We start from the raw sequence: 14599 nt of genomic DNA, 5'->3' as shown, positions 1-14599 counted from the left end.
ACATCGCCACCGAAGAATTCGGCTTGACCGGAACCATCATCGGGAACCTGCCGGGGCTGTCGCAGGCCGTCGCCGACGACCTGATGGCGCAGGCCCACGAGGTGTGCCCGTACTCGCGAGCCACCCGCGGCAACGTCGACTTCACCGTGTCGGCGACGGTGTAGCGTGCGATCCGCCGCGACGTTGGTGGTGGCGGCCCTGGGTCTGGCGCTTGCGGCGGCCCCGGCCGCCGCGGCACGGCCGTCGGATCCGGGCGTGGTGTCCTACGCGGTACTGCCGAAAGGATCGGTCGGCAACATCGTCGGCGCCCCGATGGGGACCGAAGCGGTGTCCGGCCAGCCGTTCCAGGCGTTCTGGGTCGACGACCCGGTCTGCAACAACTGGGCCGACATCGGCCTGCCCGAGGTCTACAACGACCCCGACCTGGCGTCCTACAACAGTGCCGTCACCCAGACCTCGGCCACCGACCAGGCCCATTTCGTCAAACAGGCGGTCGGGGTGTTCGCCACCGAGGCCGCCGCGGAGCGAGCCTTCCACCGCATCACCGACCGCACCGCCGGGTGCTCGGGGCGCACCACCGCGATGCACCTGGAAAGCGGTGTCACCGAGGTGTGGGCGTTCGACGGCGGCCCGGCGACCGCGGCGGACGCCGCCTGGATCAAGCAGGAGGCCGGCACCGACCGGCGCTGTTTCAACCAGACCCGGCTGCGGGCGAACGTGCTGTTGCAGGCCAAGGTCTGCCAGTCCGGCAATGCCGGGCCGGCGGTGAATGTGCTGGCTGGGGCGATGCAGAACTCCCTCGGCCAGTAAACGGGTGTCGCCTTGTCGGTCCACTCCGGTAGCGTCGGGAAGATCAACGGGCGGAGGGGTTGATATATGGCGCTGGCTGCGGTGACACAGCTGTCCCGCGCCGATGAGCCCTGCCCCGACGGTGCCGACCTGGCCGGTGCCGCCGGCGCCGCCGACTACATCGCCCTCGGCTGCCTCACCGATGCGCCGCTGGGCCGGGTGGGCTTGGAGATCGAGGCGCACTGCTTCGACCCGGCCGATCCGCTTCGCCGCCCTGGCTGGGCCGAGATCGGCGAGGTGCTGCAGTCGCTGCCGGTGTTGCCGGGCGGCAGCCGGGTCACCGTAGAACCCGGCGGTGCGGTGGAGCTGTCCAGCCCGCCGCTGATGGGTGCACTCGCCGCGATTGAGGCGATGGCCGCCGACCAGGCGGTGCTGCGCTCGGCGTTCGCCGACGCCGGGCTGGGGCTGGTGCCCCTCGGTGCCGACCCGCTGCGGCCGGCACATCGGGTCAATCCCGGCGCGCGTTACGCCGCGATGGAGCAGTTCTTCGCCGCCAGCCACACCGGCTCGGCCGGGGCCGCGATGATGACGTCGACGGCGTCGGTGCAGCTCAACCTCGATGCCGGACCGCGGTCCGGCTGGGCCGACCGGGTGCGGCTGGCACACGCGCTGGGGCCGACGATGGTGGCCATCGCCGCCAACTCCCCGCTGTTGGGTGGGAAATTCTCCGGCTGGCGGTCCACCCGCCAACAGGTGTGGAGCCGGCTGGACTCGGCGCGCTGCGGCCCCGTCCTCGGTCTCGACGGCACCGACCCGGCCGCGGACTGGGCGCGCTACGCGTTGAAGGCGCCCGTGATGCTGGTACACGCCCCGGAGGCCAGCCCGGTCAGCCGGTACGTTCCGTTCGCCGATTGGGCCGACGGGCGGGTGATGCTGGGCGGCCGCCGCGCCGGAGTCGGCGACCTGGACTACCACCTGACCACGTTGTTCCCTCCGGTGCGCCCGCGCGGGTGGCTGGAGATCCGCTACCTCGACAGCGTCGGTGATGCACTGTGGCCGGCGATCGTGTTCGCCCTGGCGACCCTGCTCGATGACCCGGCCACCGCCGACGCCGCCGCCGAAGCCGTCGAGCCCGTCAAGACCGCCTGGGACGTCGCCGCCCGGATCGGTCTGGCTGACCCGCGCCTGCACACGGCCGCGCGTCGATGCGTGGGCCTGGTGGCCGATCAGGCGCCGGCGGCGCTGCGTGACGGGATGCAGCGGCTGGTCGAAAAGGTCGAACAGGCCCGCTGCCCGGCCGACGACATCGCCGACGAGGTGGGCCGCACCGGTGTCGCGGCGACCGTGGCCCGGCTGGCGCGAAGGCAGTCGTGAGCACACCGGAGACACTGGCGCGCGACTTGACCCGGGCGCGGACACGCACCCTGGCGCTCGTCGACTTCGACGACACCGAACTGCACCGCCAGTACGACCCGTTGATGAGCCCGCTGGTGTGGGACCTGGCCCATATCGGTCAGCAGGAGGAACTGTGGCTGCTGCGCGGCGGGGATCCGGCCCGGCCCGGGATGCTGCCGGCCGATGTCGAGGGCCTCTATGATGCGTTCACCCACTCGCGGGCCAGCCGCGTCGACCTGCCGTTGCTGACCCCCGATCAGGCCCGGAAATATTGCGCCACAGTGCGTTCCAAGGTCCTCGAGAAACTCGACGCCGTGCCCGGCGGAAACGGGGACGGGTTCGTGTTCGGTCTGGTGCTCAGCCATGAACACCAGCACGACGAGACCATGTTGCAGGCACTGAACCTGCGCAGCGGGGCTCCACTGCTCGATGAGGGTCAGCCGCTGCCGGCCGGGCGGCCCGGGCTGGCCGGCACGTCGGTGCTGGTGCCGGCCGGTGAGTTCGTGCTCGGCGTCGATCTCACCGCGGAGCCGTTCGCGCTCGACAACGAGCGGCCGGCGCACCGCGTGGAGGTGCCGGCCTTCCGGATCGGTCGGGTGCCGGTGACCAACGGCGAATGGCGGGCGTTCATCGACGACGGCGGCTACCGCCAACCCCGGTGGTGGACCGAGCGCGGATGGAACCACTGCCAGCAGGCCGGCCTGAGTGCGCCGCAGTTCTGGAGCCCCGACCACACCTGCCGGACCCGATTCGGCCGTGTCGAAGACCTTCCCGACGACGAGCCGGTGCAGCACGTCAGCTACTTCGAGGCACAGGCGTACGCGGCGTGGGCCGGGGCTCGGCTGCCGACCGAGATCGAGTGGGAGAAAGCCTGCGCGTGGGACCCGGGCGCCGGCGCCCGACGCCGGCGGCCGTGGGGCGAGCGCGAAGCGACGGCCGAACTGGCCAACCTCGGCGGTGCGGCGCTGCGCCCGGCTCCGGTGGGGGCCTACCCGGACGGCGCTTCGGCCTACGGGGCCGAGCAGATGCTCGGCGACGTCTGGGAGTGGACGAGTTCACCGCTGCAGCCCTGGCCGGGCTTCGCGCCGATGATCTACCAGCGCTATTCGGAGCCGTTCTTCGGCGGCGACTACCGGGTGCTGCGCGGTGGATCCTGGGCGGTGGCGCCCGAGATCCTGCGGCCCAGCTTCCGCAACTGGGATCACCCCTACCGGCGGCAGATCTTCGCCGGCGTGCGACTGGCCTGGGACGCTTGATGTGCCGGCACCTGGGCTGGCTGGGCCGGCCGCGGTCACTGGCCGAGCTGACACTGGAACCGCCGCACGGCCTGTTGGTGCAGTCCTATGCGCCGCGTCGCCAGCGGCACGGGTTGCTCAACGCCGATGGTTGGGGTGCGGGCTTTTTCGACGGATCGGTGCCCCGCCGGTGGCGCAGCGCGGCACCGCTGTGGGGCGACACCTCGTTCGCCTCGGTGGCGCCGGCGTTGTCGAGCGGTTGCGTGGTGGCCTCGGTGCGCTCGGCCACCGTCGGCATGCCGATCGAAGCTAGTGCCGCCGCGCCGTTCACCGACGGCCGATGGTTGTTGTCCCACAACGGGGTGGTGAACACCGCGGTGCTGCCCACCTGTGCAGGAGCTGAATCCGTGTGCGATAGCGCAATACTGGCCGCGACGATCTTCGAACGGGGCATGGCGTCGCTCGGTGACGTGATCACGCAGATCGGTGCGGCCGATCCGCGCGCCCGGCTGAACATCTTGGCCGCCAACGGTTCCCGGATGCTGGCCACCACCTGGGGGGACACCTTGTCGATGCTGCACAGCGCCGAGGGGGTGGTGCTGGCCAGCGAACCCTACGACGACGACCCGCGCTGGGTGGACATACCGGACCGGCACCTGGTCGACGCCCATGACGGCGAGGTCAGCGTCACACCCCTGGAGGGAAGTCGATGACAGCGTTCGATGCGGCCGGTGGCACGGTCACACTGACCAACCACCTCGCCGCCGACGCCGCCCACACCGCGCTACGCGACGACGTCCGGCACGGCCTGCGTCAGACGCCGAAAACGCTGCCGCCCAAATGGTTCTACGACGAAACCGGCAGCGAGCTGTTCGATCAGATCACCCGGCTGCCCGAGTACTACCCGACCCGCGCCGAGGCGCAGATCCTGCGGGAGCACTCCCCGGCGGTGGCGTCGCTGTCCGGCGCCGACACGCTGGTCGAGTTGGGCAGCGGAACCTCGGCGAAGACCCGGATGCTGCTCGATGCGCTGCGGGCCGCCGGCTCACTGTGCCGATTCGTCCCGTTCGACGTCGACGCCGGCGTGCTGGAGACGGCGGGGGAGGCCATCGCCCGGGACTATCCGGATGTGCAGGTGGACGCCGTCTGCGGCGACTTCGAACACCATCTGGCGCAGATCCCCGACGGCGGCAGGCGACTGTTCGTGTTTCTGGGTTCCACGATCGGCAACCTGACCCCCGAGCCGCGCGCTGACTTCCTGGCGGCTCTTGCCGCGGTGATGCACGACGGCGACACCCTGCTGCTGGGCACCGATCTGGTCAAGGACACCGCACGGCTGGTGCGTGCCTACGACGACGCCGCAGGCGTCACCGCGGCGTTCAACCGTAATGTGCTCGCGGTGGTCAACCGAGAACTCGAGGCGGATTTCGACCTCGACGCGTTCGCCCATGTGGCGCGCTGGAATGCGACGGATCAGCGCATCGAGATGTGGCTGCGGGCCCGCCGCGAGCAGCACGTCGTGATCGCGGCGCTGGACCTGGCCGTCGACTTCGCGGCCGGCGAGGAGATGCTGACCGAGGTCTCCTGCAAGTTCCGGTCGGAGCAGGTGGCCGCCGAGTTGGCGGCCGCGGGGCTGCGGCGCCGGCGGTGGTGGACCGACGCGGCCGGCGACTTCGGCCTGTCCCTCGCCGTCAAATGAGCCTCGCCGACACCTGGCGTGCGGCGCGCCCGCCGGTCGCCGGGCTGCACCTGGATAGCGCGGCCTGCTCGCGGCAGAGCTACGCCGCAATGGCCGCCGCCGCCCGGCACGCTCGCCACGAAGCCGAGGTCGGCGGCGACGTCGCCGCCGAGGCCGCCGCACCGGTGCTCGACGCCGGCCGGGCCGCTTTCGCGGCACTGACCGGCCTGGCCGCCGGCCACGTGGTGTTCACCACCGGCTCCCGGCATGCGCTGGATCTGCTGTTGTCGCGATGGCCCGTCGCCGGCGGCACGCTGGCCTGCCTGCCCGGTGAGTACGGCCCGAACCTGGCGGTGATGGCGGCGCGCGGCTTCAGCCGGCGGATGCTGCCGGTCGACGGAACCGGGCGTTTGATGCTCGAGGAGGCGGCGGCCGCGCTCGCCGCCGACCCGCCGGACCTGGTGCACCTGACCCCGGTCGGCAGCCACCGGGGACTGGTGCAGCCGCTGGCCGATATGGCGCGGGTATGCGCGGAGGCCGAGGTGCCGCTGGTGGTCGACGCTGCCCAGGCGCTGGGCCAGATTGACTGTGCGGTCGGTGCCGATGCCGTCTATTCGTCTTCGCGCAAGTGGCTGGCCGGTCCGCGGGGCGTGGGAGCGCTGGCGGTACGGCCGGAACTGGCCGGCCGAATCCAGGCCGGGCCGGAAGCGGGTGACGTGAACGTGGCGGCGCAGGTCGGGTTTGCCGCCGCTCTCGGTGAGTATCTGGCGGCCGGGCCCGCGGCGGTGCGGGCCCGATTGGCCGAGGTGGGTTCGCTGAGCCGGCGGGCGCTGGCGGGCTTGGCGGGTTGGCGGGTGGTCGAGCCGGTCGACGAGCCCAGTGCGATCACCACCCTGGCGCCGCTCGACGGTGTCGACCCGGTGGCAGTGCGCTCGGTCCTGATCGCCGAACACCGGATGGTGACCACGGCCGGCGGTGTCGAACGCGCACCGCTGGAGCTGACCGCCCCGGTGCTGCGGATCTCCCCGCACGTCGACACCACCGAGACGGACTTGGCGGCCTTCGCCGAGGCATTGGTCGCTGTGACCACCGCCAACTCCTGACCCGGGGCCGTCCCGCCGAACGGTGCGGATTGAGCCGCCGCCGAGGTGGGTACGCACGAGTTCGCCGCCCGCAAACGGGGGAGGGCCATATCAGCATGGACGGGGCGATGATGACTGCATTGAAAACCGCAACAACACCGGAGCGTGTTCGCGACACCAAGGGCCGGCTGGGCTTGGCCGAGATCCTGGTACTTCTGGCCGGCGGGGGGCAGCCGCCGATCCACATCACCGCCTACGACGGCAGCAGCGTCGGACCCGACGACGCCGAGCTGGGGGTGGACCTGCTCAACCCGCGTGCGACCACCTACCTGGCCACTTCCTTGGGGCAACTCGGGATAGCCCGGTCCTACATCGCCGGCGACCTGGAGCTGCGCGGGGTGCATCCGGGCAATCCGTATCCGGTGCTCAACGCCCTGGCGGACCTGGAATTCAAACAGCCGTCGCCGCAGGTGCTGTTCAACATCGTCCGCTCGATCGGTGTGAAGCATCTCAAACCGATTGCGCCGCCGCCGGAGGAGGCGCCGGCCAAGTGGCGCCGTCGCGCCGCGGCCGGTCTGCGGCATTCCAAGGCCCGCGACGCCGACGCCATCCATCACCACTACGACGTGTCCAACACCTTCTACGAATGGGTGCTGGGTCCGTCGATGACCTACACCTGCGCGATCTTCCCCAGCACGGAGGCGACCCTGGAGGAGGCACAGGAGAACAAGTACCGGCTGGTCTTCGACAAGCTGCGGCTGAAGCCGGGCGACCGGCTGCTCGACGTCGGATGCGGGTGGGGTGGCATGGTGCGTTACGCGGCGCGCCGCGGGGTGCGGGCGATCGGCGCCACCTTGTCGGCCGAACAGGTCGCCTGGGCGCAGCGGGCGATTGCCGACGAGGGGCTCTCCGACCTCGCCGAAGTCAGGCACTGCGACTACCGCGATGTGCGGGAGACCGGTTTCGACGCCATCTCGTCGATCGGACTGACCGAACACATCGGGGTGAAGAACTATCCCGCGTACTTCGGATCGCTCAAGGCGAAGCTCCGGCCCGGTGGTCTGCTTCTCAACCACTGCATTACGTTGCCGGACAATTCGACCTACAAGGGCGATGCCTTCACCGACCGCTACGTCTTCCCGGACGGGGAGATCACCGGCGCGGGCCGGATCATCACCGAGATCCAGCAGACCGGTTTCGAGGTGCTGCACGAAGAGAACTTCCGGCACCACTACGCCAAGACGCTGCGCGGCTGGAGTCAGAACCTGGTCGACCACTGGGACGAGGCCGTCGCCGAGGTCGGCTTGGGACGGGCCAAAGTGTGGGGGCTGTACATGGCCGCCTCGGTACTGGGCTTCGAGCGCAACCTGTTTCAGCTTCACCATGTGCTGGCCGTCAACGTCGACGAACGGGGTGATGACGGCGCCCTGCCGCTGCGGCCCTGGTGGCAGCCGTAGGGCGATTCGGCCAGCGGCCGGCTGCCGGCGTATCGCTGACGACATCGGCCCAAGGGGAAATCTGGTACCCGACACGCATCTGGTGGCGCTGACGCGCCAGCACGGTACCTCGACGATCTGGAGCCGTGACCGTGACTTCCGCTAATTGGCGGGCATCACGGTCAAAGACGGTTCCGGTGAGGCGGGCGCCGCTACGCCGCGGGCGCGCTCAACAAGAACGCCGGCAACTCGACCCGGCCCTTCTCGTCGAGGTCGAAAGACGGTACCTGCTGGGCAGTTTCGGCGTCGTCGCATGAAGGCCGGCCGGAGCTCCTCGATCACCCAGTACTTGCCGACCGAGGCGCGCAGGTCCGCGGCCTCGGCCTAGTGGCCGAAGAGGCCGCCTCCGCCGGGCTTGCCGCCGAACAGGCCGCCACCGCCGCCGCCGAACAGGCCGCCGCCACCGCCGCCGCCGAAGAGGCCGCCACCGGGCTTGCCGCCGAAGATGCCGCCACCGGGGTTGCCGCCGAAAATGCCGCCACCGGGCTTGCCGCCGAAAATGCCGCCGCCGGGGTTGCCGCCGAAGATTCCGCCACCGGGCTTGCCGCCGAAGATCCCGCCACCGGGGCCGCCCCCGAGGTTGGGCATCGCAGGTGCGCTAGGTGCCGGAAGCGCCGGGAGGGCCGGTGCCTTGGGGGCCGGAAGCGACGGTAGGCCAGGCGAACTGGGCGCCGGCAAGCCCGGCAGCCCGGGCGGGTTGAACGCCGGGATGGACGGCGCCTTGGGAGCCGGCAGCGACGGGAATGCCGGCGCCTGCGGCAGACCGACCGGCGGCGCCGAATCGGGCAATCCAGGCAGCTGCAACGGTGGATTGGGCTTGGCGGCCGGTGGGTCCGGCAGCTTGATCGGCGCCTCGGGAAGCTTGACCGGTGGGTCGGGCAGCTGGATCGGGGGGTTGGGTTTGATCACGGGAGGGATCGGCTTGATCACCGGCCGCTGCGGTTTGACTACGGGCGGATCCGGCTTGATCACGGGCGGGGTCGGGATCTCCACCGGCGGATTGGGCCTGATTACCGGTGGAATCGGCTTGACGACCGGAGGTTGGGGCTTGATCACCGGCGGGGTCGGAATCTCCACCGGCGGGTCCGGCTTGACCACCGGCGGGTTCGGAATCTCTAACGGCGGCGCAGGCACCGCACTGGGCGGTGACGGAAACGCGGGTAGCTTCGCCGGCAGCCCGAGCAGGAACGACAGGTCAGGCAGCGCCGATGCGACCGGCCTGATCGTCGGGGTCGAGTGCTGCACTACCGGCAGCGGAGCCGGGGTGAAGATGAACGGGTTCGCGGCGGGCACCGCCGGGGACGGCATGTGCAACGGGGGACCGAAGACCGACGGCGCAGGTGCGTCGGGCGCGGGTGGGATCGGAACCGACACAGGCGCCGCCGGCGGGACGTCCAGCGGCGGCAGCGGCAGCACGTCCGGGTGGTTCATCACCACCGGTGGTTCGACGTACGGCTGCAAGGCGGGTTCCGGCAGCTTTGGCGGTTCGAGTGGAAAGCTCAGCACCCGACCGATTTCCGGTCGCAACGCGACCAGATTGGGGGTGATGTCCAGCGCCATCGACACCATCAGCGCCGAGGCCGCGGCAAACGTGGCAGACGCCAGTATCGTGCCGGCAACCAGCAGCGGACGCCTGGTCGGCTGCCCCACCGGTTCGATGAGTTCGGTTGCGGTGTCGGCCTCTTCGTCGGGAACCGCGCTGTAGGCCAGATCATCGGCCGCCAAACCCGGGCGGTAGCCGGGAATGTCGTAGTAGCCGGGAGCGATCACACCGGAGTCGGCTTCCTGGGTGTAGGCCAGTGCGGCAGTCGACGCGTCCACAGTCCTCGTCACCCGGGTGGAGGCCAGCGCAGCGCCGCGGGCCAGGGCGGCCTGCGGTTCGGCCGGCTCACACACCTCGTGGGCGAACGTTGCCTCCAGTCGGGGTCTGATTGCGCTGGAATCGGCCTCGGGGCAGACCAGGAGCAGGCCGTCGGGGCGGGTCTCCGGAGTGTTCAGCCGGTCGGCGACGGTGTCGACCGCGGCGGTGGCATCACCGTCGCTCAGCGGCTGACGGAAGAGCCTGGTGATGGAGCCGTCGACGCAGTCGATCACCGCGAGGGTCGCGTCCCGCGACTCGATCGACAGCAGGCCCATCCGGTCGCAGCCCACCGTCTGGCCCAGGTTTTCGGCCAGGCTTGCCGCCGCCAGGGCGGGGGAGATCAGGGCGACATCCTCGAGGCCATTGGCGGCCAGCCGCGAACGCACTGCGGCGGCATCAAAGGGATCGGTCACCGTCAATCCGGTTGACACCAGGTGATATCCGGCGTGGCCGGCGGCGTCGCGCGCCTGCAGGATCGCGGCGATCACCGCATCCACCGCGGCGAAGTCACCGGCGGGACCGGTCGGCACGTCGAAGCTGTGTGCGTCCAGAATGGCGCCGTCCCCGTTCTCACCGCCCACCAGCACCGTGTGGATGGTGGCGAGCGGCATCGACGCAAGTGCCACACCGAGAACGACGTCCATGGCTTCTCCGAATTGAGTTGTGAGCTGCACGCGCCGGGCCAGGCGACGAGGGATCTGCCAACGGCTTCGGCCCACCTGACCGACACCGTTTGTTCACCATTACGACATCTACCGGTGACACATCGAAATATGCGATCGCGCGAATAAATACTGACTGATGGGTTCGTGAAGACTGACTAATTTTGTCGGCGGCGGCGCCGCTCACCCCGCCGTCCTGGCGCGCGCGTAGTGCACCCGAGCCCGACCGGTGTGGGCCATGATGGACGCGGACCGACCGGCAGGGCACGCACTATGGGCAGGAGTTCAGACTTGGGCGATTTCGTCGCGTCGATCGACCAGGGCACCACCAGCACCCGCTGCATCATCTTCGACCATGACGGCGCCGAAGTGGGCCGTCACCAGCTCGAACACGAACAGATCCTGCCGCGGGCCGGCTGGGTGGAACATGACCCGTTCGAACTGTGGAATCACACGGCAGCGGTGCTGGTATCGGCGCTGAACACCACCAAGCTCGACGCCGCCGACCTGGCCGCGATGGGCATCGCCAATCAGCGCGAGACAACCGTGGTGTGGAATAAGCACACCGGCCAGCCCTACTACAACGCGATCGTCTGGCAGGACACCCGGACCGATTACATCGCTGCCGCCCTGGAGCGCGATGGGCACGGTGAGGTGATCCGTCGCAAGGCGGGCCTGCCGCCGGCCACGTACTTCTCCGGCGGCAAGCTTCAATGGATTCTGGACAATGTCGACGGTGTGCGTGCCGATGCCGAGCGCGGGGACGCCTTGTTCGGCACCTGCGACACCTGGGTGCTGTGGAATCTGACCGGCGGCCCCCGCGGCGGAGTGCACCTGACCGACGTCACCAACGCCAGCCGCACCATGCTGATGAACCTGGAGACCCTGGACTGGGACGACGAACTGCTGGCGCTGTTCTCGATCCCGCGGGCGATGCTGCCGCGCATCACCTCGTCGTCGTCGCGGCGGCGGCACGCGGTCACCGTGGCCACCGGGCCGGTGCGCGGCGAAGTGCCGATCGCCGGCATCCTGGGCGATCAGCAAAGCGCCATGGTCGGCCAGGTGTGCCTGTCCGCCGGGGAGGCCAAGAACACCTACGGCACCGGAAACTTCCTGCTGCTCAACACCGGTGAGCAGATCGTCCGCTCCGACAACGGGCTGTTGACCACGGTCTGCTACCAGTTCGGTGATGCCAAACCGGTCTACGCCCTGGAGGGTTCGATCGCGGTCACCGGGTCGGCGGTGCAGTGGTTGCGCGACCAGCTGGGCATCATCAGCGGCGCCACCCAGGTGGAATCGCTGGCCCGTCAGGTCGCCGACAACGGCGGGATGTACTTCGTGCCGGCGTTCTCCGGGCTGTTCGCGCCGTACTGGCGTTCGGATGCGCGCGGCGCGATCGTCGGGTTGTCCCGATTCAACACCAACGCACATCTGGCTCGGGCGACGCTGGAGGCGATCTGCTACCAGAGCCGAGACGTGGCCGAGGCGATGGAAGCCGATTCCGGTGTGCACCTTGAGGTTTTGAAGGTCGACGGTGGCATCACCGCCAACGACCTGTGCATGCAGATCCAGGCCGATGTGCTGGGCGTCGACGTGGTCAAGCCGGTAGTCGCCGAAACCACGGCGCTGGGCGCAGCGTACGCCGCCGGGCTGGGCGTCGGGTTCTGGAAAAGCCCGGAGGACCTGCGGGCCAACTGGCAGGAGCACAAACGCTGGACCCCCACGTGGTCGCAGGATCAGCGTGCCGAAGGCTACGCCGGGTGGCGAAAGGCCGTACAGCGCACACTGGACTGGGTCGAGCTGCCCTGAGTATGGCCGCACGCAGGCGGGTGGTGTCTGCCACGGTGGTGGCGCTGGTCGTGGTGGCCGCCGTCGGCTGGGCGTGGTGGCAGCACAACGGCTGGTTTTCGCGGCCGTCGGGTCCCTTGCCGACGTGGACCCCGCCGACACCGAGCGCCGCGCCGCTCAACCCGGGCTATGACGACGCCCGCCGCATGCTCGAAGCCCTCCCGGTCAAGGGCTGGGATCGCCTGCAGGACTTCAAGCGCCACCGGTTCGGTGAACGGTGGAGCGACGACGTCGACGTCGAATTCGGCCACAACGGCTGCAACACCCGCGACGACATCATGCGCCGCGACTTGACCCGGGTCGTGCTGCGCCGGGGCACCTGCCTGGTGCAGCGCGGCACGCTGCACGACCCCTACACCGGGAACACCCTCGAATTCGTCCGGGGCCCCTCGACGTCCGAGGCGGTGCAGGTCGACCACCTGGTCTCGCTGGCCGACGCCTGGTACAAGGGCGCGCGATTTTGGGACGACGCCCGGCGCCGCGACTTCGCCAACGATCCGCGCAACCTGTTGGCGGTCAGCGCACAAGCCAACTTCGACAAAGCATTCCGCGACGCCGCCGGCTGGCTGCCGGCGAACGCCGCGTTCGAATGCGAATTCGTGGCCCGTCAGGTCACGGTCAAAACCGCTTATGGGCTGTGGGTTTCGGCCAACGAGAAGACCGCCATGCATCGGGTTCTTCGCCGCTGCTGAGATCGCCGGCGCGAAACGGCGTGAGAAACCCTCGCGCGAGTCGGAATCTCACGACGCGACACGCAGGCGATACGTCGTGAGATTCCGACTCGAGGCAGGGCCGGCGGGACGGCCTCAGTCGGTTTCCCCGAGAATGCCGTAGACCTCCTTGCGCGCAGCGTTGACGATGTCGACGATGCGCTGCTGCTGTTCGGGGGTGGCGGCCTGACCGGCCTGCGCGACCGCACCGAACAGCTGGCCGATCGCGGTGCGCAGGCTGACCTGCCCCGGGTCGGCGCCGTCGGCGATCTCCTCCCACGGTGGGGTCTCGATCTCTTCGGCGACCGCGCGACCGCCCTCGGTCAACTCGAAAAGGCGTTTCTTGCCGTCGGTTTCGCTGCCCGTGATCAATCCCTCGTCGACCAGCATCTGCAGGGTCGGGTAGACCGATCCGGGGCTGGGGCGCCACAGCCCCTGGCTGCGTTCGGCGATCTGCTGGATGATCTCGTAGCCGTGCATCGGCTGCTCGGCCAGCAGCGCCAGGATCGCGATCCGCACGTCACCGCGCCGGCCACGGCTGCCACGCCGGTGGCCACGGTGCCCGCCCGGACCGAAGCCGAAGCCGAATCCCGGGCCGCCGGGGCCGAATCCCGGGCCGAAACCGGGGCCGAATCCCGGACCGAAGCCGTGCCGGAAGTCGGGGCCGAAGCCCGGACCGAATCCAGCGCCACCGACGTCATGGCCGGGGCTGAAGCCGAAGGGCCCGCAGTGGTCGGCGGCATGGTCGCGCAGCTGCCTGCGGAACTCGCGGCGCGCCTGCCGGCGCGCGGCGTGCGCGGCCCGGCGCTGATGCGGCGCCGCGGAGCCGAACCCGAAACCACCGGGTTGCTCAGCATTTTCCGTGAAAGGTCCGCCGGGCGGACCGAAGGGGATGTTCATTCGTCACCTCGTGCTCTCGAACGGAAGCGCTCGCCGCTCCCGATACGTTGACGATATATCGGAACCTATCGAGATGCAACGGAGGTTTGGATGGCCCTCGTGCGGGGGGGTTACCGCGGTGGGGCGAACCCGCCGGTATCCGGCGGTGGCCACGGGCCAGGGTCCGCTGGGAAGTAGGGAAGCGGCGGGCCGGCCTGCAGCCGCGCCAGCTCGCGGTGATGGCGCTCGGCGAGCACCGCCGCCAGCACCAGTTCCGGCGGCGCATCCGGGGGCGGCGGCGGTGAGATGTGCGCGAGCACTTCACCGGAGATCCGATAGGCCATCATCTGCCGGGTGTGCGGGTCGAGCTGGGTCGCGCGGCCGAGGAATTGCCTTGCCAACTCCGCTGATTCAGGCCGCAGCCCGGAAAGCTGCAGTGTCGACGCCCACCAGGCCAGCCCGGGCGGCATCATCGGGGGCGGGGCCGACGCCGGTCCGCGTTCGCTGATGACCACCGTGCCGGCGAAGATGTCGCCCAGGCGTTTGCCGCGCGCCGACAGCAGGCTGGAGATCACCGCCGGGCTGCCCGTCAGCGCCCAGATCTCCACCACCCCGGCCAGCGCCCGAAAGAGCGCCTGCCGGAAGCGTTCCGGGCCCCCGTCATCGGAGACCACCCGCAGCCCCATCGCCATCTTGCCCAGCGAGCGACCCCGGGTGATCGTCTCGATGGTGACCGGATAGCCGACCAGGAGCAGCACCGCGAAGATGATCATGATCGCGGCGGTCAAGGCGCCGTCGAACCGGCCCAGCGTCATCGCCCACAGCACTATCGAACACAGGTAAGCCACCATGACGACGGTGATGTCGATCAGCGCGCTGACCGCACGCACCGGTAGTTGCGCGATCGCGATGTCGAGGACGACGGCGTCGCCGGTCACCAGCTCGGGGCTGCGGTACGGCATAG

Annotated in this window: 12 protein-coding genes and 2 pseudogenes; 11 read left to right on the top strand and 3 right to left on the bottom strand. The window is 69.9% G+C overall.

Going from position 1 to position 14599, the window contains the following annotated elements; translation table 11 throughout:
• From A5694_RS24690 to A5694_RS24685, 9 genes and pseudogenes are all read left to right on the top strand, one after another.
• Positions 1-164 (top strand): annotated as a pseudogene (locus tag A5694_RS24690) (organic hydroperoxide resistance protein); the annotation flags it as partial.
• 1 nt (position 165) lies between these two features.
• The gene (locus A5694_RS15625; RefSeq protein WP_064922770.1) at positions 166-810 is read left to right on the top strand and encodes a sensor domain-containing protein; all 645 of its coding nucleotides are present in this window, start codon (positions 166-168) and stop codon (positions 808-810) included.
• Positions 811-876: 66 nt separating this feature from the next.
• Entirely contained in the window at positions 877-2163 is a 1287-nt protein-coding gene (gene egtA / locus A5694_RS15620) for an ergothioneine biosynthesis glutamate--cysteine ligase EgtA (RefSeq protein ID WP_064922768.1), read from the top strand.
• Positions 2160-3440 carry an ergothioneine biosynthesis protein EgtB gene (gene egtB, locus A5694_RS15615; protein ID WP_064922766.1) on the top strand — a complete coding sequence of 427 codons (1281 nt, stop codon included), beginning with the start codon at positions 2160-2162 and terminating at the stop codon, positions 3438-3440. The genes egtA and egtB overlap by 4 nt, the downstream gene beginning before the upstream one ends.
• Positions 3440-4132: an ergothioneine biosynthesis protein EgtC gene (egtC, locus tag A5694_RS15610; RefSeq protein ID WP_064922764.1), complete on the top strand. Its 693-nt coding sequence runs from the start codon at positions 3440-3442 to the stop codon at positions 4130-4132. Before egtB ends, egtC begins: the two co-directional genes overlap by 1 nt.
• Complete coding sequence (egtD, locus tag A5694_RS15605; RefSeq protein WP_064922762.1) at positions 4129-5118, top strand: L-histidine N(alpha)-methyltransferase; 990 nt, start codon at positions 4129-4131, stop codon at positions 5116-5118. The genes egtC and egtD overlap by 4 nt, the downstream gene beginning before the upstream one ends.
• Positions 5115-6200 (top strand): ergothioneine biosynthesis PLP-dependent enzyme EgtE, encoded by a 1086-nt coding sequence (gene egtE / locus A5694_RS15600; protein WP_064922760.1) that lies wholly within the window; start codon positions 5115-5117, stop codon positions 6198-6200. The genes egtD and egtE overlap by 4 nt, the downstream gene beginning before the upstream one ends.
• A 110-nt stretch (positions 6201-6310) precedes the next feature.
• Positions 6311-7636: a class I SAM-dependent methyltransferase gene (locus tag A5694_RS15595; protein WP_064922784.1), complete on the top strand. Its 1326-nt coding sequence runs from the start codon at positions 6311-6313 to the stop codon at positions 7634-7636.
• Between the two features lie 25 nt (positions 7637-7661).
• Positions 7662-7781: pseudogene (locus tag A5694_RS24685) on the top strand (type II toxin-antitoxin system VapC family toxin); the annotation flags it as partial.
• A 218-nt stretch (positions 7782-7999) separates the two neighbouring features.
• Here A5694_RS24685 and A5694_RS15590 read toward each other — a convergent pair.
• Positions 8000-10180, bottom strand: coding sequence for a hypothetical protein (locus tag A5694_RS15590; RefSeq protein WP_064922758.1), 2181 nt, complete (start codon positions 10178-10180; stop codon positions 8000-8002).
• A 291-nt stretch (positions 10181-10471) separates the two neighbouring features.
• Between A5694_RS15590 and glpK the strand changes: the two genes are divergently transcribed.
• Together glpK and A5694_RS15580 are read left to right on the top strand one after the other, a co-directional pair.
• Complete coding sequence (glpK, locus tag A5694_RS15585; protein ID WP_082952686.1) at positions 10472-12007, top strand: glycerol kinase GlpK; 1536 nt, start codon at positions 10472-10474, stop codon at positions 12005-12007.
• A gap of 2 nt (positions 12008-12009) precedes the next feature.
• Positions 12010-12738, top strand: a complete 729-nt coding sequence (locus A5694_RS15580) for an HNH endonuclease family protein (RefSeq protein ID WP_064922754.1) — start codon at positions 12010-12012, stop codon at positions 12736-12738.
• Positions 12739-12852: 114 nt separating this feature from the next.
• Here A5694_RS15580 and A5694_RS15575 read toward each other — a convergent pair whose 3' ends face one another.
• Positions 12853-13656 carry a PadR family transcriptional regulator gene (locus A5694_RS15575; protein ID WP_064922752.1) on the bottom strand — a complete coding sequence of 268 codons (804 nt, stop codon included), beginning with the start codon at positions 13654-13656 and terminating at the stop codon, positions 12853-12855.
• Between the two features lie 110 nt (positions 13657-13766).
• Positions 13767-14597: an RDD family protein gene (locus tag A5694_RS15570; RefSeq protein WP_064922750.1), complete on the bottom strand. Its 831-nt coding sequence runs from the start codon at positions 14595-14597 to the stop codon at positions 13767-13769.
• Between the last annotated feature and the right edge of the window lie 2 nt (positions 14598-14599).

This window comes from Mycolicibacter sinensis (assembly GCF_001667945.1).
GTDB lineage: Bacteria > Actinomycetota > Actinomycetes > Mycobacteriales > Mycobacteriaceae > Mycobacterium > Mycobacterium sinense_B.
Note: the sequence above shows the minus strand (reverse complement) of the source record. Positions and strands in the feature narration are given on the sequence as shown.